The following is a 20,645-nucleotide window of genomic DNA, read 5'->3' on the forward strand; positions in this document are numbered from 1 at the left end:
AGTGTAAAAATAGACAAATAGAAGGAGGTCATCGATGGTGGAACGAGTCGACATCTTTAAAGACATTGCCGAGCGGACGGGCGGAGACATCTACCTCGGAGTGGTAGGCCCTGTTCGTACGGGAAAGTCGACCTTTATCAAACGGTTTATGGAGCAAGTTGTCATCCCGAATATCAACTCTGAAGCGGAGCGGATTCGAGCGACAGACGAGTTGCCGCAGAGCGCTTCAGGACGAACAATCATGACAACCGAACCCAAATTTGTTCCGAATCAGGCAGTTAACGTACATGTGACAGAAGGACTCAGCATCAATGTCCGCCTCGTTGACTGCGTTGGCTATACGGTGCAAGGGGCAAAGGGCTTCGAAGACGACAATGGTCCAAGAATGGTAAATACACCGTGGTATGAAGAGCCTGTACCATTTGAGGAAGCGGCCGAAGTCGGAACACGCAAGGTTATCCAAGAACACTCAACCATCGGGATCGTTGTGACAACGGATGGCAGCATCGCGGAAATCCCGCGTGTAGGATACATCGATGCAGAGGAGCGGGTTGTAAACGAGCTGAAGGAAGTCGGAAAACCGTTCGTGATCGTTGTCAACTCGACGCGTCCGCGCTCCGACGAAGCACAAAACCTTCGTGTCCAGCTTCAGGAAAAATACGATGTACCAGTCGTGGCCTTGTCGGTTGATCATATGACAGAGCAGGAAATCTTGCTCCTTATGAGAGAAGTCCTGTTTGAATTCCCAGTTCATGAAGTAAATGTCAATCTGCCAAGCTGGGTTATGGTGCTGGAAAACGGGCACTGGCTCCGTCAGAACTACGAGGAAGCTGTACGTGAGACCGTGCAGGACATCCGCCGGTTACGCGATGTGGACCGTGTCGTCGGCTTCTTCAATGACTATGACTTCGTAGAGAGAGCCTCTCTTGCTGGTATGCACATGGGGCAAGGGATCGCTGAGATTGACCTCTACGCGCCAGATGAACTGTATGACCGCATCTTGATGGAAATCGTCGGTGTAGAAATAAATGGCAAAGATCACTTGCTGAAAATCATGCAGGAATTCGCACATGCCAAGCGCGAGTTTGATCAGGTAGCGGAAGCGTTGCACATGGTCCGAAGTACGGGCTACGGAATAGCAGCCCCGTCGTTGCATGAAATGACCTTGGACGAACCTGAACTAATCCGCCAGGGCCCGCGCTTTGGAGTCAGACTCAAAGCAACAGCGCCCTCTATTCACATGATCCGGGTGGATGTTGAGTCTGAATTCGCTCCGATTATCGGAACAGAGAAGCAGAGTGAGGAACTTGTCCGCTATCTGATGCAAGATTTTGACAAAGACCCGCTATCCATCTGGAACTCCGATATCTTTGGACGCTCGCTCCATTCCATCGTAAGAGAGGGGATTCAGGCAAAAATTACCATGATGCCAGACAACGCCAGATACAAATTACAGGAGACTTTGGGTCGAATCATCAACGAGGGATCGGGTGGCCTGATAGCGATCATACTCTAATAAATAGTTCAAAAGTCCTATAAACAACAAATATAGGGAAGGCATCTGACATGACGAGATGCCTTTTTTTCTTGTATTTCGTTCAATTTCGACAGGAGGGGCTTGAATTTAAGAAATCGGTGTATTACTATAAGCTTGTCAGATCGGTAAAAACAACCAATCGTGTATAAAACGCTTCGTTTCGGTTAAGAAAAATAATAGCTAGGACTTGGTGTTCTTTGAGGGGAGGTGAATAAAATGAACAAAACAGAACTGATTGCAAAAGTGGCTGAAACCACAGAACTCACCAAGAAAGATGCAACAAAAGCAGTTGATGCAGTTCTTGACGCAATTGCAGATGCATTGAAAACTGGTGATAAAGTCCAACTGATCGGCTTTGGTAACTTCGAAGTTCGTGAACGTGCGGCTCGTAAAGGTCGTAACCCACAAACTGGTGAAGAGATCGAAATCGCTTCCAGCAAAGTACCTGCGTTTAAACCAGGTAAACAACTCAAAGACTCCATCAAGTAGTTGTTTCTTTTGAGAACGAAGCACTTACATAAAAAAATCCACATTGATAAAATGTGGGTTTTTTTCTATCTACATACAGTTTGCCTATGAGAATTCTGGGATATCTTTTTGTCTTTTTTAAAACGATATGGTAAGATTGGCTTTGATCGCGAGCAGGCACTAAGTCTGGCACTGATTTGGAGCAGGCAGACCTTAGTGATGAGAAACAAGGCGTATGCCGTTACGTAGGAGGTACAATGATGAACGTCGACTTAGATAAAATACAGCAAGCTGTTCGCATGATCCTAGAGGCAGTGGGGGATGATCCTGATCGTGAAGGAGTGCTGGATACCCCTAAGCGAGTTGCGAAAATGTACGCCGAAGTATTTGAGGGCATGCATATAGACGAAGAGCAGTATTTCGAGACTGTCTTTAGTGAAGATCATGAGGAAATGGTATTAGTAAAGGACATTCCGTTTTACTCTATGTGTGAGCATCACTTGGTTCCCTTCTTCGGAAAAGCGCATGTCGCTTACGTACCTCGTGGAGGCCGCGTAGTAGGACTGAGCAAGCTCGCGCGTGCGGTTGATACCGTGGCAAAACGTCCGCAGTTGCAGGAAAGAATTACAGCAACAGTAGCTGACGCGATTATGCGCAAGCTTGATCCGCACGGCGTCGTTGTGGTAGTAGAAGCAGAGCATATGTGCATGACGATGCGTGGCGTGAAAAAGCCAGGCTCGAAAACGATCACCTCTGCTGTTCGCGGTATGTTTGAAAAAGATGCGGCTGCGCGTGCAGAAGTCATTAGTTTGATGCGTTAATCAGAATGCAAAAATAAGGAAATTATATTGACTTTATAGGTAAAATATTGTATAGTACGGATGTACAGTCGGGATGTGGCGCAGCCCGGTAGCGCGCACCCTTGGGGTGGGTGAGGTCCAGGGTTCGAATCCCTGCATTCCGACCATCTGCATATAATGATCAGAAGCCTTGAGCAGAGGCTTCTTTTTTATGTGAAATGGATACTCTCCCAAGTAGTACCATTTTGCTATTGGCTTCCTGATCTTTCTTTTTTATAATGATAGGTAGACAAGCTAGGGAAGGGTTGTTCAATGCTATGAAGGTGCCAGTATCACTTCAACCATATTTGCAAACATTGCCGCAAACCTATGATGCCTCTTCGCTTTCGTATGGAGACGAGGGGCTCTTCTCGGACATCTTGCAGTCCCAGTTAGCAACAACCGGCCAGCGGGTAATCAGTTCGCAGGAGATTTTGGCCAAACTAGATGGATCCAGAAGCTGGAAGATTCCTACCCATATTCAAAATGAGCAGTCCCTGTCTTTTGCAAAAGGGCCATCTGTTCCTACCCCGGAAATCTTGGACAAGATTGATCAGACAGCGAAAACGATCGGAGTGGACGTTGATCTGGTGAGAGAGGTCGTCAGGGCCGAATCCAATTTCAATCCGAATGTAGAATCGCGTGCAGGGGCGAAGGGCTTGATGCAGCTGATGGATAATACGGCAAAAGCCATGCAAGTCCGCAATGTATACGACCCTGATGAAAACCTTGAAGGTGGAACAAAATATTTGAAGTCGCTTTTGGATCGTTATGATGGAGATGTGAAAGTAGCACTTGCTGCTTACAATGCTGGTCCGGGTCGGATGAGCCGTCTGGGGATCAGCAGTGATGACGAGTTAGAAGCGAAGTTTGACCAATTGCCGCAAGAGACACAGCGCTATGTAGACAAGATCATGAGCCGTCTGGAGTCGGAAGGGGCATCATACTAGACATACGCGCATACCGTATTGGTCAGGAGGAAACACATTGGCACAACCATCGGGATTCAATCAGGATTATTTCGTAGTCAAAGCGAAGGAAAATGGCGTTCATGTAATCGGATTAACAAGAGGTTCTGATACGCGTTTCCATCATACAGAGAAGCTCGATAAAGGCGAAGTCATGATTTTTCAATTTACGGAGCACACCTCTGCAATTAAGGTGCGAGGAAAAGCGGTGATTTACTCGCAGCATGGCGTCGTGGATACGACCGAATAAAGAGCAAGTCGTTTTGCTAAGAAGCAGGCATAGCCTGCTTTTTTTATTTGTACAATGGAGGAGAGGAGGGATGTCTATGCCGCGCCAATTGTTGATGGCGATTGCTGTTTCCACTTTCTTGGCTCTGATGCTGTCGCTGGTCCCCACAAACCAGTGGATGCAAGCGGATATACCGACATTTCAGTCAGCTCGTGCCATTCACTTAAGTGAGCAAAATGCCCTTGATTTGTTTACAAGGATGTCGACACATTATAATATTAAGCGTATAAAATGGGAAAACCCATCGATCTATGTCGATTTTGTGGTGAAACCTGCCGAAAAAGTAGAGTTAAATACCGTCTATCAGGATTTTTACCGTTTGACATACGACTTGCGTACCTATGCAGACAATGTCGGGCCCGTGTACTATCGCTTGTTAGAGGAGACGGATCCACCAAAAGAATCGAGATTATTGATTGCCATACAATCGACAACTGGAAATCTCGCAGGACATGACAAACCTTTGACCGACCCTTCCGATATCCAGACCTTTGTAAGCAGTACATTTCCTATTCGAATCGAGCCGTATTTTTATGAGCGAATTAGTCCCTGATGGAAGAAGTATGGTATGATAGTAGAGACGGCCTTTTGACCGGACGGCAGAGGAAGACCGAAGAGTAAGGAACAGTACGGAACAGGCAGACATCTTTAGGTTGTGCAGCTTGTGGAGGAGGACGCATGAGCAAAGAACTTTCCCCGAATGTAGAAGAGGTTCGGTCCATTATCGAACAAATCTACAAGAGAATCACCCATTCCTATGTAGAACATTATGTTGACGTTCCTTCCATGGCGGAAAATCGTCTTGAGCTGTTGTACCTTTTTTTGCTGGAACAAGGCATGCCGAAGGAAAAGGCTTCGGTTTTATGTACAGCAACAGGGCTTGTCCAATTGGGACTGGACACGCATGAGCTCGTAAAAAATGAGTACGACTCCTCACAGAGCGCGGAGCGAAACCGACAGCTGACCGTACTTGCGGGTGATTATTACAGCAGTCGCTATTATCACCTTCTGGCTTCAGCCGGTGAAATCCAAGCCATTCAAGTGTTGTCGGCAGCCATTCAGCGAGTGAACGAAGCGAAAATGAGACTTTACATCGCTGGGCGAGATAGCAAGACTTTATCAGATGAAGAGTACTGGGAATTGCGAAATACGATTGATACAGGCTTATACGTGGCTGTTGTAGAGGAGTATGCCGATTCAACTGAACGCCGTCGCTTCTGGAGCGATCTGATGAAGCAAACAGCCAAGGTAGAGAGTGTGATCGGTGAGTGGGAGCAGCTCAAATGGCAAGAACAAGTCCCTTTTGGTTTTGCCCGTTTTTTGCTGCAAAAACCCGGGGCTACACTCGCGCAAGTTTTGTCTGGCGTTGAGGGGAAAGCCCTCGAATTAATCGGTTTATGCGAGCAAATGGTGCGCACGCTGCATCCGGCAGAGACGCGGAATATGCTTGCATCCATTACGGCACGGTACTCCCATCGGATCAGTCGCTTGAAGAAGGTAATTGAGGAGATGTAGCCAAGTGAACCAGACACAGATGAATGAGAAAGCAGAGTACGTTCACTCCGTTTTCGAGAGCATTGCAAACGATTACGACAAAATGAATAATGTAATCAGCTTTGGCAGTCATATTGCTTGGCGTAATTACACGATGAAGCAGATGAATATCCAGCCAGGGCATACAGCGTTGGATGTTGCTTGTGGTACAGCAGACTGGACGATTGCATTGGCTAAGGCTGTCGGAAAAGAAGGCAATGTTGTTGGCCTTGATTTCAGCCAGAATATGCTGGATGTAGGGGCATATAAAGTAGCGAACGCAGGTGTTGGCAACAACGTAAAGCTAGTGAACGCAGATGCAATGAATCTGCCTTACGAGGATCATACCTTTGACTTCGTAACAATCGGGTTTGCTCTGCGCAATGTACCGGATGTTCAGCAGGTCTTGAATGAAATGGCACGTGTTGTAAAGCCGGGCGGTAAAGTCGTTTCTTTGGAAGTGTCCAAGCCCCCATTCATTCCGTACCGGAAGCTATTTTACTTATATTTCTACAAAATCTTGCCGTTTATTGCGAAGCTGACAGTCAACAAATACGAAGAGTATGCTTGGCTGCCCCAATCCCTGACCAATTTCCCGGACAGTCGCGAGCTGGCAAGCATGTTTCAGAAAGCAGGCTTGGACCCGGTTCAGGTCAAATTGTTTATGGGCGGCGTATCAGCCTTGCATATTGGCACAAAGCCATAATTATGAGGAGTAAACCGGTATTTCTTCACTAGATAGGAAGTGTCATAAATGGGTCTACGTAAATTGAAAATCATCTTGGAAATGATTAAATTCGAGCACTCCCTTTTTGCCTTGCCCTTTGCCTTTATGGGAGCTGTTTTGGGAAGCATTGTGGTAGAGAATGCTTGGCCTACTTGGTCGGAAATTTTTTGGGTGACGGTAGCGATGGTGGGCGCTCGCAGTGCAGCGATGTCCTTAAACCGTGTCATCGACCGGGTAATTGATGCGAAAAATCCTCGGACAGTCACACGAGCGATTCCTGCTGGCCTCATTTCGATTGTGGAAGTCATTTTGTTTATCGTGGTGTCCTTTGCGGTGCTGTTCATTGCCGCATTCCAGTTAAATGATTTGGCTGTGAAATTGTTGCCGCTCGCTGTGTTTGTTCTTGTGCTTTATTCTTATACGAAACGCTTTACCTGGCTTTGCCACTTTGTACTCGGTGTTGCCATCGGCTTCGGCCCGCTAGGGGGCTGGGTAGCGACAACGGGTCAAGTAGATGGTGTCGGCCTTCTATTGTTTGCATCGGTTATGTTCTGGACAGCAGGATTTGATATCATTTATGCATGCCAGGACGCCGATTTTGACCGGAAAGAAGGACTTTATTCCATGCCGAGCCGCTTCGGAATTGCCAATGCACTTCTGATCGCCCGCGTATGCCACGTTCTTACTTTCGTTGGTCTGATGTCGTTGTATGTAGTTGCAGACTTGTCGATCTGGTTCCTGGTAGGTGTGCTCATTTCGGGTGCGATTTTGATCTATGAACACACGCTGGTGAAGCCAACAGACTTGTCCAAGCTGGATATGGCATTCTTCAACATGAACGGCATCTTGAGTGTCGTGATGTTTACCTTTACGATGATTGATTTGGTGATTGCATGAACAAGCAAAAGTGGGCTGTCGGGATAACGGGTGCAAGTGGTGCTATCTATGGTGTTCGAGTCGTCCAGGAGTTATTGCGTGCTGGACATATCGTTCACTTGATGATTACAGAAGCAGGCTGGCAAGTATTTCGTGATGAACTGGATTGGCACACAGATGACAGAGAAGCTCTGTTGCAGGAGAAGCTGCAACTAGACTTTTCTGGTGAGCTACATTATTGGGGACTGCGAGATTTCAATTGTCCCGCAGCCAGTGGTTCCTATCGCTGTGACGGTATGATCGTCGTACCGTGCTCGATGGGGACTGTTTCTGGCATCGCACATGGCGCATCAGGGAATTTGCTGGAGCGCGTTGCTGATGTCATGATTAAGGAAGGGCGGCGTTTGGTCATCGTTCCGAGAGAGACGCCGCTCAATGCGATTCAGCTCGAGAACATGCTCAAATTAAGCCGTCTGGGCGTCAAGATTCTGCCTGCTATGCCAGGCTACTATCAGAAACCGCAAACTATGGATGATCTGATCAATTTTGTGGTAGGGAAAACTTTGGATGCAATTGATGTACCACATTCGCTGTTCCGGCGTTGGGGGGAATAAACGCATGCAAAAGTCTTTGCGTGTTGGACAAATTTTGTATACCAATGTATTGCCGGTTTACTTCTATTTTGATCAAGAAAAATTCGAAGACCGAATCGAATTCATCCGCCAAGTTCCTGCCCAGTTAAACAACGCAATGGCGAATGGCGAGATTGACTTGGGACCGATTTCTTCGTTTAGCTATGCAGAGCATGCCTCCGAATACGTGGCATTGGCAGATCTGTCTGTCAGTGCCAAGGGGAGAGTAGGCTCCCTTTTCTTATTCAGCAAAAAGCCGATTGAACAACTAAACGGCGCCAAAATTGCCTTGACCAACACATCGGCTACCACCGTGAATCTCTTAAAAATCATTCTCCATAAGTTTTACGAATATGAGATTTCCTACGTTACACAGGAACCTATTTTGCATGAAATGCTGGAGGGTGCTGATGCTGCCCTCTTGATCGGGGATGACGCCATTTCCGCTGAGCGAACGGCCAAAGACCTTCATGTCTACGATTTGGGAGAGCTGTGGCATCAATTTACAGGCTATTCCATGACCTTTGCCATTTGGGCTCTCCGTCGAGCAGTTATTGCCGATCATCATGACTTGATCGCGGACGTCCATGCCTCTTTTTTAGAGAGTAAAAGGAAGACCAGGGAGAATACAGCCCCATTGATTGACTACGTTCACACGCATTTCGGTGGAGAGAAAGAGCAATGGATCCACTATTTCCAAGGATTACAGCACGATTTCGGTGACGTTCAGCGGATTGGACTGGAGTACTATTACCGATGCGCAGCGGAGCTGGGACTTCTATCGGCACCTGCAACCGTCGATCTGTGGCAAGCTGGCGGCCGACAGACCAATACTACGTTGACGAGATAGGTGGAACGGATGAATCTAGTCGATATTTACTTCAAGATGAAAAAAGATGTCCAATACATAGAAGATGAACTGGAGAAAGCAATTGACACGCCGGTTCGAGAGCTGTATCTATCCTCGACTCACTTGCTCAAGGCAGGAGGAAAGCGGATTCGTCCCGTTTTTGTTTTGCTGGGCGGTAAGTGGGGCAATTACGACATCAAAAAACTAAAGCATGTGGCTGTTCCTCTTGAACTGATCCACATGGCATCCCTGGTGCATGATGATGTAATTGATGATGCGGATAAGCGTCGCGGAAAAGATACTGTTCGGATGAAGTGGGATAACAAAGTAGCCATGTATGCCGGCGACTATATTTTTGCACGGGCATTGGCCATTGCCTCCCAGCTCCCGATCCCGCAATTGCACCAAATTCTCTCGAATGCAATCGTCGAGGTTTGCAAGGGAGAGATCCAGCAAGTAAAGGATTTGAATAACTGGGACCAAAACTTCCGTACCTATTTGCGCAGAATCAAACGAAAAACGGCGCTTTTAATTGCGATTAGCTGTCAATTAGGAGCAGTGGCAAGCGGAGCGTCAGATGATATGATTCGTAAAATGTACTGGTACGGCTACAACGTGGGGATGGCTTTTCAAATAACCGACGACATTTTGGACTTTACAGGGACTGAGAAGCAGTTAGGAAAGCCGGCTGGAAGCGACCTGGTGCATGGTAACATTACGTTGCCTGCTCTTTATTCTGCTCATCATGGAAAGGCACGAGCGCAATTCCAGGAATGGATCGCGCAAAATACGTTCTGGGATCATACAGATGAAGCAGTTCGTATGGTGCGAGAAGATGAGGGCATTGCCTTTTCGCAGCGCCTTGCTGAACGCTATATCGCCCGTGCGCATGCCATTCTCGCTGATTTGCCTAATAACCAAGCTAAGACATCTTTGACAGGTATCGCCAATTATATTATTGATCGTAAATTTTAATGATATTTTGACGGTCTGCCTGTTGCTTGACCACTCTAGTTTTGATAAAATTTTCGTTGGTGTCCTATTCACCAATACATAGCTCTAATGGAGGCATACTTACAATGGAAAAAACATTCCTTATGGTAAAACCAGATGGCGTACAACGTAACCTGATTGGTGAAATCGTATCCCGTTTTGAGAAAAAAGGCTACCAACTCGTAGGTGCTAAGCTGATGACAGTAAGCCGCGAATTGGCTGAAGAACACTATGCAGAGCACAAAGAGCGTCCATTCTTCGGTGAACTGGTAGACTTCATCACTTCCGGACCAGTATTCGCTATGGTATGGCAAGGTAACAACGTAATCACAACTGCTCGCGCTATGATGGGCAAAACAAACCCGGTAGACGCTGCTTCCGGTACGATCCGTGGCGATTTCGCTACTTCCGTTGGCATGAACATCATCCACGGTTCTGACTCTCCTGAGAGCGCTGAGCGTGAAATCGGTCTGTGGTTCTCCGCAGAAGAAGTTCTCTCCTTCGAGAAAACCATCCAACGCTGGATCTAAGATGGATCGAGAAGACCCCATTTGTTGGGGTTTTCTTTTTTTTGTCAAATTCTTTGTCAAAACAGATAGGATAATGGCGAAATATAGCGAATGAAGTTAGGGAGTTTTCAAAGGGGGTACGATTCAGCATGGAAGATAAGGACTTTCTCCAATTTATTGCTAGTGTGAAAAAAATGACTGGAATTGATCTTGCCCTCTACAAGGAAGCACAGATGAAGCGCCGTCTAACCTCGTTGAGACAAAAGCGGGGGTACAACACATTTGCCCAGTATTTCGATGCCATCGCTAAAGACAAGGAGCTTTTCTATGAGTTCCTCGATAGGATGACCATCAACGTATCGGAATTTTTCCGGAATCCAGGCCGGTGGGAAGTTCTCGAGAATAAAATTTTGCCACGCTTGGCAAAGCAATCGCCGCGGGTGAAATGCTGGAGTGCGGCATGCTCGACAGGGGAGGAGCCGTATACACTCTCACTGATTTTGCTACGCATGAAGATGGATGCGACCGTGCTCGCTTCCGATATTGATGAGGGAGCACTGGCAAAAGCGAAGCAAGGGGTGTACACGGACCGATCCCTGCAAGATTGTCCGAAAGACCTCGTAGCAAAGTATTTTGAAAAAGATACACTCAGCTATCGCATCACGGACGAAGTGAAGAGAAAAGTGACGTTCAAAAAACATAATTTATTGGCGGACTCATTTGATTCTCAATTTGATTTAATTATTTGCCGGAACGTGATGATTTACTTTACCGAAGAAGCAAAGCATGAGCTGTATCACAAGTTTAGCCGGGCCCTGAAACCTGGTGGAGTACTCTTTGTAGGTAGCACGGAACAAATTTTTCAGCCGCAACAATACCAACTGGAGACAGAGGATACGTTCTTCTATCGGAAAATGGGTTGATTCCTGTTGGCCTTGGTATATCTCTGCTGTTTTTTCCCAAGACTAGGAATACCTACTTTGCAAGAGGAGGCAGCAGATGGATAAACACAAGGTCATCGAAGCATACCGTCGAGGGCTGATCACGCTGCAGGAATGTGGTCAGATTTTAGGGGCGGAGAGGACACAACTAGATGATTTGTTACGCGTGGATCACACTCGCAAACCGCTGAGCCCCAATCCTTTTTTCAACGTGTAGGAATATATAAACACTTCGTTTATATATTCCGGAACGCATGGAAACTTTCCCCTAAAACGCAGTCGCTCCTCTGTGAGCGATCAACGATAGAGGTTTCCTTAACTTGTAGGAATATCAATCCTGATTCATTCGCGATAGCGTAAAGAGAGCGCTTCTCCCCATGCGGAGGGGCGTTTTCCTGTAGGAAGAAAAGGTTTTTCGCAGACGTTTCCCACTTTTGTATTTCCACGGCGTACTAGGTATGATATTATAGCGCTTAAAAGTGATAAAGGACAGCACCCCAAAAAGAGAACCTGAAGGGGATACAGGCTGCCTGGAGGATGGAGGAAGGATAGAGATGCGTTACTTGACAGCAGGGGAATCCCACGGGCCGCAATTAACAGCTATCATTGAGGGCGTACCGAGCAACCTACCGATTTCCATTGAGGAAATTAATGAGCAGTTGGCACGTCGTCAGAAAGGCCATGGCCGCGGCAGAAGAATGCAGATTGAAAAGGATCAGGTGAAAATTCTTTCTGGTGTCCGTCATGGATATACAACCGGAGCTCCTATCACACTGGTCGTTGAAAATAATGATTGGACGCATTGGCAAGGAATCATGAGCGCTGAGCCTGTAGAGGAAGGCACTGAAGAAAAGCGTCGTGTCTCCCGTCCACGCCCTGGACATGCTGATTTAAACGGGGCGATTAAGTATCATCAACGCGATATGCGCAATATTCTGGAACGTTCCAGCGCTCGTGAGACTACTGTCCGCGTAGCTGTTGGTGCAGTCGCTCGCCAATTGCTGGCTCAATTTGGTATCCGTATAGGCGGGCAGGTACTCCAGATCAATGAGATCGTGGCGAAGAGACAAGAAGTAAGTCTGGACGAGCTGATTGCCCGCACCGAAGAATCGCCAGTACGCTGTTTGGATAAAGAAGCAGAACCACTGATGATGGCAGCGATTGACAAAGCAAAAGAAGACGGGGATTCCCTCGGTGGTACCGTAGAAGTGATCGTTGAAGGCGTGCCAATTGGTTTGGGTAGCCACGTGCAATGGGACCGCAAGCTGGATGGACGTCTTGCACAGGCAATCATGAGTATTCAGGCTTTCAAAGGTGTCGAAATCGGTATCGGATTCGAGGCAGCCGGTCTGAAAGGCTCACAAGTTCATGACGAGATTATTTGGAACGAAGAAACTGGCTACAGCCGAAAAACAAATCGTGCAGGTGGACTCGAAGGCGGTATGACGACAGGAATGCCTGTAGTTGTTCGCGGTGTCATGAAGCCGATTCCTACCTTGTACAAACCGTTGATGAGTGTGGATATCGACTCGAGAGAGCCATTCTCAGCGAGCATTGAGCGTTCTGACAGTTGTGCTGTTCCTGCCGCAAGTGTCGTTGCGGAGGCAGTGGTAGCATGGGAGATCGCGAGTGCTATGTGCGAAAAATTCCCTTCTGATTCTCTTGATGACATGGAAGAAAACGTACGTCAATACCGTGCGTACACGGAGAAATTCTAATGAGCGTGGAGATGCTGACTGTTGAGCTGGGGGAGCGCTCCTACGAGATTGTGATAGGTGATGGTCTTTTGCACCAGGCTGCAGCGTTGCTAGTAGAGGCAGGCATTGCTTCTACTAGCAAGTTGATGATTGTCACAGATGAGAATGTAGCCGTTCATTATTTAGAGCCTTTGCTCGATGTATTGCGGCAGCATGGGTATCAGGCCCACTCAGCTGTCATCGCTGCTGGAGAACAATCGAAGAGCCTGACTGTCTACGAACGATTGATGACAGAGGCAATTGATGCAGGACTGGACAGGAAGTCTGCTGTATTGGCTCTCGGTGGTGGAGTCGTTGGAGACTTGGCAGGATTTGTGGCTGCTACGTACATGCGCGGCATTGATTTTGTTCAAATGCCGACTACCTTGCTCGCACATGATAGCTCGGTTGGTGGAAAAGTAGCGATCAATCATCCGCTCGGAAAAAATCTCATTGGTGCTTTCCATCAGCCCAAAGTTGTCATTTACGACACGAAAGCCTTGCATAGTTTACCGAAGCGTGAAGTCGCAGCAGGCTTTGCAGAGGTTGTTAAGCATGGACTTATCGCCGATGCTGCCTTTGTCGATTGGCTGGAAGACAACGCTGAAAGGCTATGGCAGCTCGATTCAGAATTATTAGGGAAAGCCATTGAAAAAGGCTGTGCAGTCAAAGCGGCTATTGTTTCCCAAGACGAGACAGAACAAGGGCAACGTGCATTGCTTAATTTGGGTCATACGTTTGGTCATGCCTTTGAAGCGCTATCTGCTTACTCCACTCTAAATCATGGGGAAGCCATCTCAATTGGCATGTGTTTGGCAGCCAAGGTAGCGGAACGGATTGGTTTTGCCGAGACTGGTGTATACAACCGCACGAAACGGATGCTGGAATTGTTCCACCTGCCAACGGCGTGGCCGGGCAATCTCTCGCCAGAAGCTGTGCTGGAAGCCATGAAACGAGACAAAAAGACGGTAGGCGGAAAGCTGGCATTGGTGTTGCCTAGGGCTATCGGGCAGGTGGAAGTCGTCAAAAATATAGAAGAAGAACTCATACTGGGAGTCATGAGAGAAGAAGTGGAGGGATAAGGATGGGAATGAGAGGAATCAGAGGCGCGGTCACGGTGGAAGCCGATACGCGCGAAGAGATTGTCTCCTCAACAAAATGGTTGTTGGAGGAAATGGTAGCCCGCAATGAAGTAAACCCCGAAGACATTGGCAGCATTATTATCACGACGACAGAGGACCTCTGTGCGACCTTCCCCGCTCAAGCGGCCCGTCTGCTTGAAGGAGAAGCTTGGCAATACGTACCGCTCATGTGCGCAAGAGAAATCCCGGTGCCAGGTGGCTTGCCGCTTTGTATTCGTGTCATGATGCATGTGAATACGGACAAGACAGCAAAAGACATTCATCATGTGTTTTTGCGCGAAGCAGTCAAGCTGCGCCCGGATTTGACAAATCGCGGTTGACAATTAGGGCGCTCTCTTTTACCATAAGTGAAACGAGAGCGCCTCGTTTTTCCGGTAATAAGCAAAAGCCGGCTGAGAGCAGAGAATGAGTTGAGCAGAGTTGAGATGAGTTAGGTTGAGGAGAGAAGAGAAGGCTGGGTACATATTGACACCCAATCCAGGTCTCTTTGTCTGGATTTTTTTGTATACAAATATTTCTCCCCCCTACCTCTCGCTCTAGAAGCGGGTGTAGAAAAGGTGGATGTCTCATTCCCTTTTCTCTCCCACTAATTGAGGAGATGAGAGTCCATGTATTTCCCTTCCCTTGCCGAGGTTAAGACCCTATCGGCGTCGTATTCCCTTATCCCTGTAAGCATGAAACTGTTGGCGGATCAAGAGACACCGATTCGTTTGTATCAGAAGATTCGCAAAAGTGATTCCTTTTTGCTGGAGAGCGTAGAAGGTGGTGCTCGCTGGGCGCGTTTTTCGTTCATTGGCATGAATCCTTTTCAAATCGTGGAAGCAAAGGGTGAAGAAATTAGCGTTTCCTATCGCACTGGTGAAAAGCTTGTTCACACAGGAAATCCCGTCTCCTTTTTGCGTGAAGAAACCGATCGTTACAAAAGCCCGAAGCTGCCTGGGTTGCCTCGTCTCAGTGGTGGTGCGGTAGGCTTTTTCGGCTACAATACGTTGCGCTATTTCGAAAATTTACCAGCACATCGCAAGGAGGCTGTACGAGTCCCGGATATGCGCTTCCTGTTCGTCGATGAGATGATAGCCTTTGATCATTTGAAGCAGGAAATTCAATTGATTGTGAACCTCCATGTGGAACCAGGAGACACTGAGGAAACTATTGGCGAAAAATACAAGCACGTCTGCGAACGAATCGAGGAGTTGGCTGCCAAAGTCATGGCTCCGCTTGAAATGGATCAACGCATTCAAGTAGCAACTGATACACCAGCGCCATTGACAGTAGAGCCAAATATGACGCGGGAGCAATACGAGCAGCTAGTCGTGCAGGCGAAAGAATACATCGCAGCCGGCGACATTTTTCAAGTCGTGTTGTCCCAACGTTTTTCCGTAAAGACTGAAGTCGATCCTTTTGCAGTGTATCGATTGCTGCGTACGTTGAATCCTTCCCCATACATGTACTATCTCGAATACGAGGGAGAGACAGTCGTCGGGACTTCCCCAGAACTGCTCGTGCGTGTAGAGGATGAAAAAGTAGAGATGCGTCCGATTGCAGGAACGCGAAAAAGGGGGGCGACCCCACAAGAAGATGCTGCATTGGCGGCTGATCTTTTGGCAGATAAGAAGGAGAGAGCCGAGCACTACATGCTGCTGGATCTAGGGCGCAACGATGTTGGAAAGGTCTCTGCTTATGGAAGCGTGAAAGTGGAAGAAGCATTGGTGATTGAAAACTACTCCCACGTGATGCATATGGTTTCGCATGTGACTGGCAAGCTTCGGGAGGGACTGCACGCTTTCGATGCATTGCTGAGTGCTTTTCCGGCTGGTACAGTATCTGGTTCTCCGAAGCTGAGGGCGATGGAAATTATTGCAGAGCTCGAGCCTGACGCACGCCATTTGTATGCGGGAGCAATCGGCTACATTTCGTTTGATGGTTCACTCGATAGCTGCATCACGATTCGAACGTTGTTCTTTCAGGATGGATACGCACATGTGCAGGCAGGTGCAGGCATCGTAGCGGACTCGGTCCCTGCGAGTGAATACCAAGAGACGGTGAACAAAGCAGCAGCGATGCTCTCTGCGCTAGAAAAAGCGGAACAGTTGTTTGTCAGAAAGGTGGAGTTGTCATGCTAACATACGCGCTAGAACAAATTCTGCTTGGGAAGCATTTAACACGGACGGTTGCAGAAGAGGCCATGGGCGAGATTATGGACGGAAAGGCAACTCCAGCTCAGATCGGTGCATTTTTGGCAAGCCTTCGCTTGAAGGGTGAGCAGGTGGAAGAGATTATCGGTTTTGCCAAAGCCATGAGAGCGCGGGCGATGAGTTTTCCCATCGAACTGCCAGGTCTGGTAGACACCTGCGGAACAGGCGGAGATGGAAGTCATACCTTTAACATTTCGACGGCAAGTGCAGTTGTCGCAGCAGCTGACGGTGTGCGCATCGCCAAGCACGGGAATCGTGCGGTTTCCAGCAAAAGCGGCAGTGCTGATGTGTTGGAAGCGTTGGGAGTGCCCGTCAATTTATCTCCCAAGGACACCGCAGATTGCCTGCGCGCGACTAATCTCTGCTTCCTGTTCGCTCCTCTTTACCACCAAGCGATGAAGCATGCGGCTGGCCCGCGAAAAGAATTGGCGATTCGCACGGTGTTTAACTTACTTGGACCATTGACAAATCCAGCAGGTGCCAGCCATCAGCTGATGGGCGTCTATGATGCCAAGTTGCTTCCGAATGTGGCCGCAGTCTTACACGAGCTCGATGTGAAAAGAGCGCTCGTTGTAGCAGGCTCGGATGGACTGGATGAATTGACTGTTACGGGAACGAGCCATATTGCCGAGTTGCGGGATGGGCGGATTTTGACATATGAAATCGAGCCAGAACAGTTCGGTCTGCGCAGACATGAGAAAGATGCTTTGCGCGGCGGTGATGCCAATGAGAATGCCAAGATCATTCACGACGTGTTTTCTGGAGCACGCGGGGCAGCACGCGACATCGTTTTGCTGAATGCGGGCGCGATCCTCTACCTGGCAGATCGGGTTAGCTCGATTGAAACAGGGGTTATACGTGCAGCGGAACTGATCGACGGCGGACTGGTCATGCGCAAGCTCGAGCACGTTCGTCAAATCGCAGGAGGTATGATTCATGCTTCGTAAAATCGTGGAAAAGAAACGTGAAGAGATCGCACGACTTTATACAGATACAACCGTGTCAGCATTGCTTTTTGCAACGAAGGAAGTCCAGCGTCCACGCGGATTTCGTCAAGCATTGGAGACGAGTGTACGGCCTGTAAGCGTGATTGCCGAAGTGAAAAAAGCATCCCCGTCCAAAGGGTTGATCCGACCTGCTTTCCAAGCAGTAACCATCGCGAAGGCTTATCAGGCCGCTCGCGCAGAATGTTTGTCCGTTTTGACAGACGAGTCTTTTTTTCAGGGGAGTTTGAGCTATCTACGGCAAATTCACGAGGCAGTTGATCGTCCGTTACTTAGAAAAGACTTTCTTCTGGATGAAATTCAAGTCGTGGAAGCAAGAGCAGCAGGTGCTGATTGCGTGCTACTCATTGCTGCCATTCTCGATCGGGAAACGCTTCGCCACCTGAACCAAACTGCCGAGGAGCTGGGTATGGATGTACTGGTCGAGGTTCATGACAAACGCGAATGCGAGCTTGTTTTTCAAGCAATGGAACCGAAATTGCTCGGAATCAACAATCGAAACTTGAATACGTTTCAAACGGACCTAGCCGTTACACATGAGTTGATTGCAGAACTGCCTGCGTCATTGACGATCGTGAGCGAAAGTGGGATTTCGACACCAGCGGATATTGAAAATGTACGAAGTGCAGGTGCCAGGGCTGTACTGGTTGGAGAGCATTTTATGCGCCAAACAGACGTAGAGCGCGCAGTAATTGACCTTGTAGGAGAAGCAGCACCGGGGGTGAGTCTATGACTCGTTTGAAAATATGTGGGATCAAGCGGGCGGAAACACTTGCGCTGTTAAAGGCACTGGAAGTCGATTACGTTGGCCTTGTTTTTGCCCCAAGTAAGCGACAAGTTGATGCCCAAACTGCGGGACAATTGCTTGCAGCCGTTCCAGGCCATCCTCCTGCTGTAGGGGTGTTCGTTAATCCGACGATGGAAGAGCTGGAGGAAGTGCTAAGCAAGGCACCGCTATCCGTGATCCAACTGCATGGACAGGAGACGCCGCAATTTTGCCAGCAAGTTCGGGAGCGGTTCGCTATTCCGGTGTGGAAGGCGTTGGCCGTGGGCGGAGAAGCGGATGCTGCGCAAGCAATTCAATCCTATCGTGGCATTGTCAGTGCCTTTTTATTTGATACGTATGACCCTACTCAAGCAGGCGGCACAGGGAAAAAGTTTTCGTGGGAGCAAATCCCTGCATTGCAAGCAGCATGCGAGGAAGCAGACTGCATCATCGCTGGCGGGATTCATGCGGGGAATGTCGGAGAATTAACGGGACAGTATCAGGCAGGAATTGTCGATGTGTCCAGTGGTGTAGAGACGGATGGCGAAAAAGACGCTGAAAAAATGAAAACATTGGTGGAGAGGGTGAAGGCGCATGAACAACATTCAAACAACTACGCGAGTCGTGCCTGACGAAAACGGGCGATTTGGTGACTTCGGAGGCAAGTTTATTCCAGAGACCTTGATGAATGCAGTGACAGAGCTCGAGATCGCTTTTGAAGAAGCGCGTCGTGACCCGGCATTTGTTCAGGAATTAAATGGACTGCTCAGCGAGTATGCTGGACGCCCAACCCCGCTCACCTATGCAGAGCGTTTGACAAAAGCGGTCGGCGGCGCCCAAATCTATTTGAAACGAGAAGATCTCAATCATACGGGGGCGCATAAATTAAACAATGCTTTGGGCCAAGCATTGTTAGCCAAACGGATGGGCAAAAAATCAATTATTGCCGAAACGGGCGCTGGTCAGCACGGAGTGGCAAGTGCAACTGTCGCGGCAAAGCTCGGACTCTCTTGCAAGGTGTTCATGGGGGAGGAAGATATTCGTCGCCAGTCTTTGAATGTTTTTCGGATGAAGCTGCTTGGAGCCGAAGTCATCCCTGCGGTATCCGGCTCTCGTACACTTAAGGATGCGACAAACGAAGCGATTCGCCATTGGGTGTCTCACGTAGATGACATGTTCTACGTCATCGGATCTGTCGTTGGCCCACATCCATACCCATACATGGTTCGCGAATTCCAAAAAATTATCGGTGAAGAGACACGGAGTCAAGTCCTGCAAATGCTCAGAAGGCTGCCAGACGAGGTCGTTGCTTGCGTCGGTGGAGGCAGCAATGCGATTGGCATGTTTTATCCGTTCATACAGGATGAGTCGGTCGCGCTCAGAGGAGTAGAAGCGGCAGGAAAAGGAATCGATACCGAAAAGCATGCGGCAACACTAACACTTGGACGCCCAGGAGTCATCCATGGTTCCTTAACTTACTTGTTGCAGGATGAAGGCGGACAGGTGCAAGAAGCGCATTCGATTTCGGCTGGCTTGGATTATCCAGGAGTAGGACCTGAGCACGCTTATCTCAAAGACAGTGGAAGAGTAACCTATACATCGGTAACAGATGCGGAAGCACTCGAGGCGGTACAAGTACTTTGCCAAACGGAAGGCATCATTCCAGCGTTGGAGAGCGCACATGCGATAGCGGAAGCAATAAAACGTGCAAAAGAGATGTCTTCAGACAAAATATTAGTAATCTGTTTGTCCGGTCGAGGCGATAAGGACGTACTGACTATTCAAGAAGCGCTGACAGCAGAAGGGGGAGAGTAATCATGACGACCGCTCTTAACAGAATCGATCAATTATTCGCGGATCGTGATCGCAAACGATTCATCCCGTTTCTAACGGTAGGCGATCCTTCGATAGAAGCAACCTTTCATCTCGTAAAAGCGATGGTCGAAGCCGGAGCAGATCTCATCGAGCTCGGGGTCCCTTACTCTGATCCTTTGGCAGATGGCCCAACGATACAACGGGCTTCAGAGCGTGCATTGAAAAATGGTGTGACGATCAGGGAAGCTTTGCAATTGGTCAAAAGGCTCCGGGAATCAGGTATGGAGGCATCCATCGTCCTGTTCACCTACTTCAATCCGGTTTTGCAATATGGTATCGAGCGCTTTTTTGCCGATCTCGCTGCCTATGGTGCGGACGGAGTTGTCATTCCGGATTTGCCGATTGAGGAAAACGGTCCAGCAGTAACGGCAGCAAAACAGCATGGCATTCATGTCATTTCACTCGTAGCACCAACTTCCAGTTCCAGAATGAACATGATCGGCGCGCAAGCAACGGGATTCCTTTATTGTGTATCGTCTCTCGGTGTGACGGGTGCCCGCGCGGATCTGCGCGAGGATTTGGCAGATTTTCTGGAACGAGTAAAAGCCAGCACATCGGTTCCTACTGCGGTAGGCTTCGGCATATCCACACCGGATCAGGTACGAGCAGTAGCACCCCATACGGATGGTGTCATTGTGGGAAGTGCCATCGTACAGCAAATCGAGGAGTATGCTGAGCAGCTGAAAGACCCCAAACAGATGCCAGAAGCTGTAGAAAAAATAAAAACCTTTGTACATCAGTTAGCCAGTGCGCTACAATAGTGGG

Annotated in this window: 24 protein-coding genes and 1 tRNA gene; all 25 read left to right on the forward strand. The window is 48.4% G+C overall.

All coding sequences use genetic code 11. The features are described 5' to 3' along the window. Positions 1 to 37 precede the first annotated feature (37 nt). The 25 genes from spoIVA (at position 38) to trpA (ending at position 20,641) form a co-directional block, all read left to right on the forward strand. Positions 38 to 1,516, forward strand: a complete 1,479-nt coding sequence (gene spoIVA, locus HP567_RS15965; RefSeq protein ID WP_047069484.1) for a stage IV sporulation protein A — start codon at positions 38 to 40, stop codon at positions 1,514 to 1,516. 237 nt (positions 1,517 to 1,753) lie between these two features. Further along, complete coding sequence (locus HP567_RS15970) at positions 1,754 to 2,026, forward strand: HU family DNA-binding protein (RefSeq protein ID WP_005831316.1); 273 nt, start codon at positions 1,754 to 1,756, stop codon at positions 2,024 to 2,026. A gap of 236 nt (positions 2,027 to 2,262) precedes the next feature. Further along, positions 2,263 to 2,826, forward strand: coding sequence for a GTP cyclohydrolase I FolE (folE, locus tag HP567_RS15975; RefSeq protein ID WP_173609515.1), 564 nt, complete (start codon positions 2,263 to 2,265; stop codon positions 2,824 to 2,826). Positions 2,827 to 2,895: 69 nt separating this feature from the next. Then, positions 2,896 to 2,972, forward strand: a tRNA-Pro gene (locus tag HP567_RS15980). Positions 2,973 to 3,083: 111 nt separating this feature from the next. Beyond that, positions 3,084 to 3,794 (forward strand): lytic transglycosylase domain-containing protein, encoded by a 711-nt coding sequence (locus HP567_RS15985; protein WP_173609514.1) that lies wholly within the window; start codon positions 3,084 to 3,086, stop codon positions 3,792 to 3,794. Between the two features lie 37 nt (positions 3,795 to 3,831). Beyond that, entirely contained in the window at positions 3,832 to 4,062 is a 231-nt protein-coding gene (mtrB, locus tag HP567_RS15990; RefSeq protein WP_047068979.1) for a trp RNA-binding attenuation protein MtrB, read from the forward strand. Between the two features lie 76 nt (positions 4,063 to 4,138). Further along, on the forward strand, positions 4,139 to 4,654 hold the full coding sequence (locus HP567_RS15995; RefSeq protein ID WP_088907225.1) for a hypothetical protein: 516 nt from the start codon (positions 4,139 to 4,141) through the stop codon (positions 4,652 to 4,654). Between the two features lie 125 nt (positions 4,655 to 4,779). Further along, complete coding sequence (locus tag HP567_RS16000; RefSeq protein WP_173609513.1) at positions 4,780 to 5,616, forward strand: heptaprenyl diphosphate synthase component 1; 837 nt, start codon at positions 4,780 to 4,782, stop codon at positions 5,614 to 5,616. A 4-nt stretch (positions 5,617 to 5,620) separates the two neighbouring features. Then, positions 5,621 to 6,340: a demethylmenaquinone methyltransferase gene (locus HP567_RS16005; protein ID WP_304502561.1), complete on the forward strand. Its 720-nt coding sequence runs from the start codon at positions 5,621 to 5,623 to the stop codon at positions 6,338 to 6,340. Between the two features lie 48 nt (positions 6,341 to 6,388). Beyond that, entirely contained in the window at positions 6,389 to 7,258 is an 870-nt protein-coding gene (locus HP567_RS16010; RefSeq protein WP_173609512.1) for a UbiA-like polyprenyltransferase, read from the forward strand. Then, entirely contained in the window at positions 7,255 to 7,851 is a 597-nt protein-coding gene (locus HP567_RS16015; RefSeq protein WP_007716550.1) for a UbiX family flavin prenyltransferase, read from the forward strand. The genes HP567_RS16010 and HP567_RS16015 overlap by 4 nt, the downstream gene beginning before the upstream one ends. A 4-nt stretch (positions 7,852 to 7,855) precedes the next feature. After that, positions 7,856 to 8,719, forward strand: a complete 864-nt coding sequence (locus HP567_RS16020) for a menaquinone biosynthesis protein (protein WP_173609511.1) — start codon at positions 7,856 to 7,858, stop codon at positions 8,717 to 8,719. A 9-nt stretch (positions 8,720 to 8,728) separates the two neighbouring features. After that, positions 8,729 to 9,694: a polyprenyl synthetase family protein gene (locus tag HP567_RS16025; protein ID WP_173609510.1), complete on the forward strand. Its 966-nt coding sequence runs from the start codon at positions 8,729 to 8,731 to the stop codon at positions 9,692 to 9,694. Positions 9,695 to 9,798: 104 nt separating this feature from the next. Further along, entirely contained in the window at positions 9,799 to 10,242 is a 444-nt protein-coding gene (ndk, locus tag HP567_RS16030) for a nucleoside-diphosphate kinase (RefSeq protein WP_007716560.1), read from the forward strand. 128 nt (positions 10,243 to 10,370) lie between these two features. Continuing rightward, on the forward strand, positions 10,371 to 11,144 hold the full coding sequence (locus HP567_RS16035; RefSeq protein ID WP_173609509.1) for a CheR family methyltransferase: 774 nt from the start codon (positions 10,371 to 10,373) through the stop codon (positions 11,142 to 11,144). Between the two features lie 76 nt (positions 11,145 to 11,220). Further along, on the forward strand, positions 11,221 to 11,379 hold the full coding sequence (locus HP567_RS16040; RefSeq protein ID WP_173609508.1) for a hypothetical protein: 159 nt from the start codon (positions 11,221 to 11,223) through the stop codon (positions 11,377 to 11,379). A gap of 337 nt (positions 11,380 to 11,716) precedes the next feature. Beyond that, on the forward strand, positions 11,717 to 12,880 hold the full coding sequence (gene aroC / locus HP567_RS16045) for a chorismate synthase (RefSeq protein WP_173609507.1): 1,164 nt from the start codon (positions 11,717 to 11,719) through the stop codon (positions 12,878 to 12,880). After that, positions 12,880 to 13,980: a 3-dehydroquinate synthase gene (gene aroB / locus HP567_RS16050; RefSeq protein ID WP_173609506.1), complete on the forward strand. Its 1,101-nt coding sequence runs from the start codon at positions 12,880 to 12,882 to the stop codon at positions 13,978 to 13,980. Before aroC ends, aroB begins: the two co-directional genes overlap by 1 nt. A 2-nt stretch (positions 13,981 to 13,982) precedes the next feature. Continuing rightward, on the forward strand, positions 13,983 to 14,360 hold the full coding sequence (aroH, locus tag HP567_RS16055; RefSeq protein ID WP_048032642.1) for a chorismate mutase: 378 nt from the start codon (positions 13,983 to 13,985) through the stop codon (positions 14,358 to 14,360). Positions 14,361 to 14,648: 288 nt separating this feature from the next. After that, complete coding sequence (gene trpE / locus HP567_RS16060) at positions 14,649 to 16,163, forward strand: anthranilate synthase component I (protein WP_173609505.1); 1,515 nt, start codon at positions 14,649 to 14,651, stop codon at positions 16,161 to 16,163. After that, positions 16,157 to 17,182: an anthranilate phosphoribosyltransferase gene (gene trpD, locus HP567_RS16065; RefSeq protein WP_173609504.1), complete on the forward strand. Its 1,026-nt coding sequence runs from the start codon at positions 16,157 to 16,159 to the stop codon at positions 17,180 to 17,182. The genes trpE and trpD overlap by 7 nt, the downstream gene beginning before the upstream one ends. Beyond that, positions 17,172 to 17,972 (forward strand): indole-3-glycerol phosphate synthase TrpC, encoded by an 801-nt coding sequence (gene trpC, locus HP567_RS16070; RefSeq protein WP_173609503.1) that lies wholly within the window; start codon positions 17,172 to 17,174, stop codon positions 17,970 to 17,972. The genes trpD and trpC overlap by 11 nt, the downstream gene beginning before the upstream one ends. Continuing rightward, positions 17,969 to 18,637, forward strand: a complete 669-nt coding sequence (locus HP567_RS16075) for a phosphoribosylanthranilate isomerase (RefSeq protein ID WP_173609502.1) — start codon at positions 17,969 to 17,971, stop codon at positions 18,635 to 18,637. The genes trpC and HP567_RS16075 overlap by 4 nt, the downstream gene beginning before the upstream one ends. Continuing rightward, complete coding sequence (trpB, locus tag HP567_RS16080; protein WP_173609501.1) at positions 18,600 to 19,820, forward strand: tryptophan synthase subunit beta; 1,221 nt, start codon at positions 18,600 to 18,602, stop codon at positions 19,818 to 19,820. Before HP567_RS16075 ends, trpB begins: the two co-directional genes overlap by 38 nt. A gap of 2 nt (positions 19,821 to 19,822) precedes the next feature. Continuing rightward, the gene (gene trpA / locus HP567_RS16085) at positions 19,823 to 20,641 is read left to right on the forward strand and encodes a tryptophan synthase subunit alpha (protein ID WP_173609500.1); all 819 of its coding nucleotides are present in this window, start codon (positions 19,823 to 19,825) and stop codon (positions 20,639 to 20,641) included. The last annotated feature ends 4 nt before the right edge of the window (positions 20,642 to 20,645 follow it).

It is taken from the genome of Brevibacillus sp. M2.1A (genome assembly GCF_013284355.2).
Classification (GTDB): domain Bacteria; phylum Bacillota; class Bacilli; order Brevibacillales; family Brevibacillaceae; genus Brevibacillus.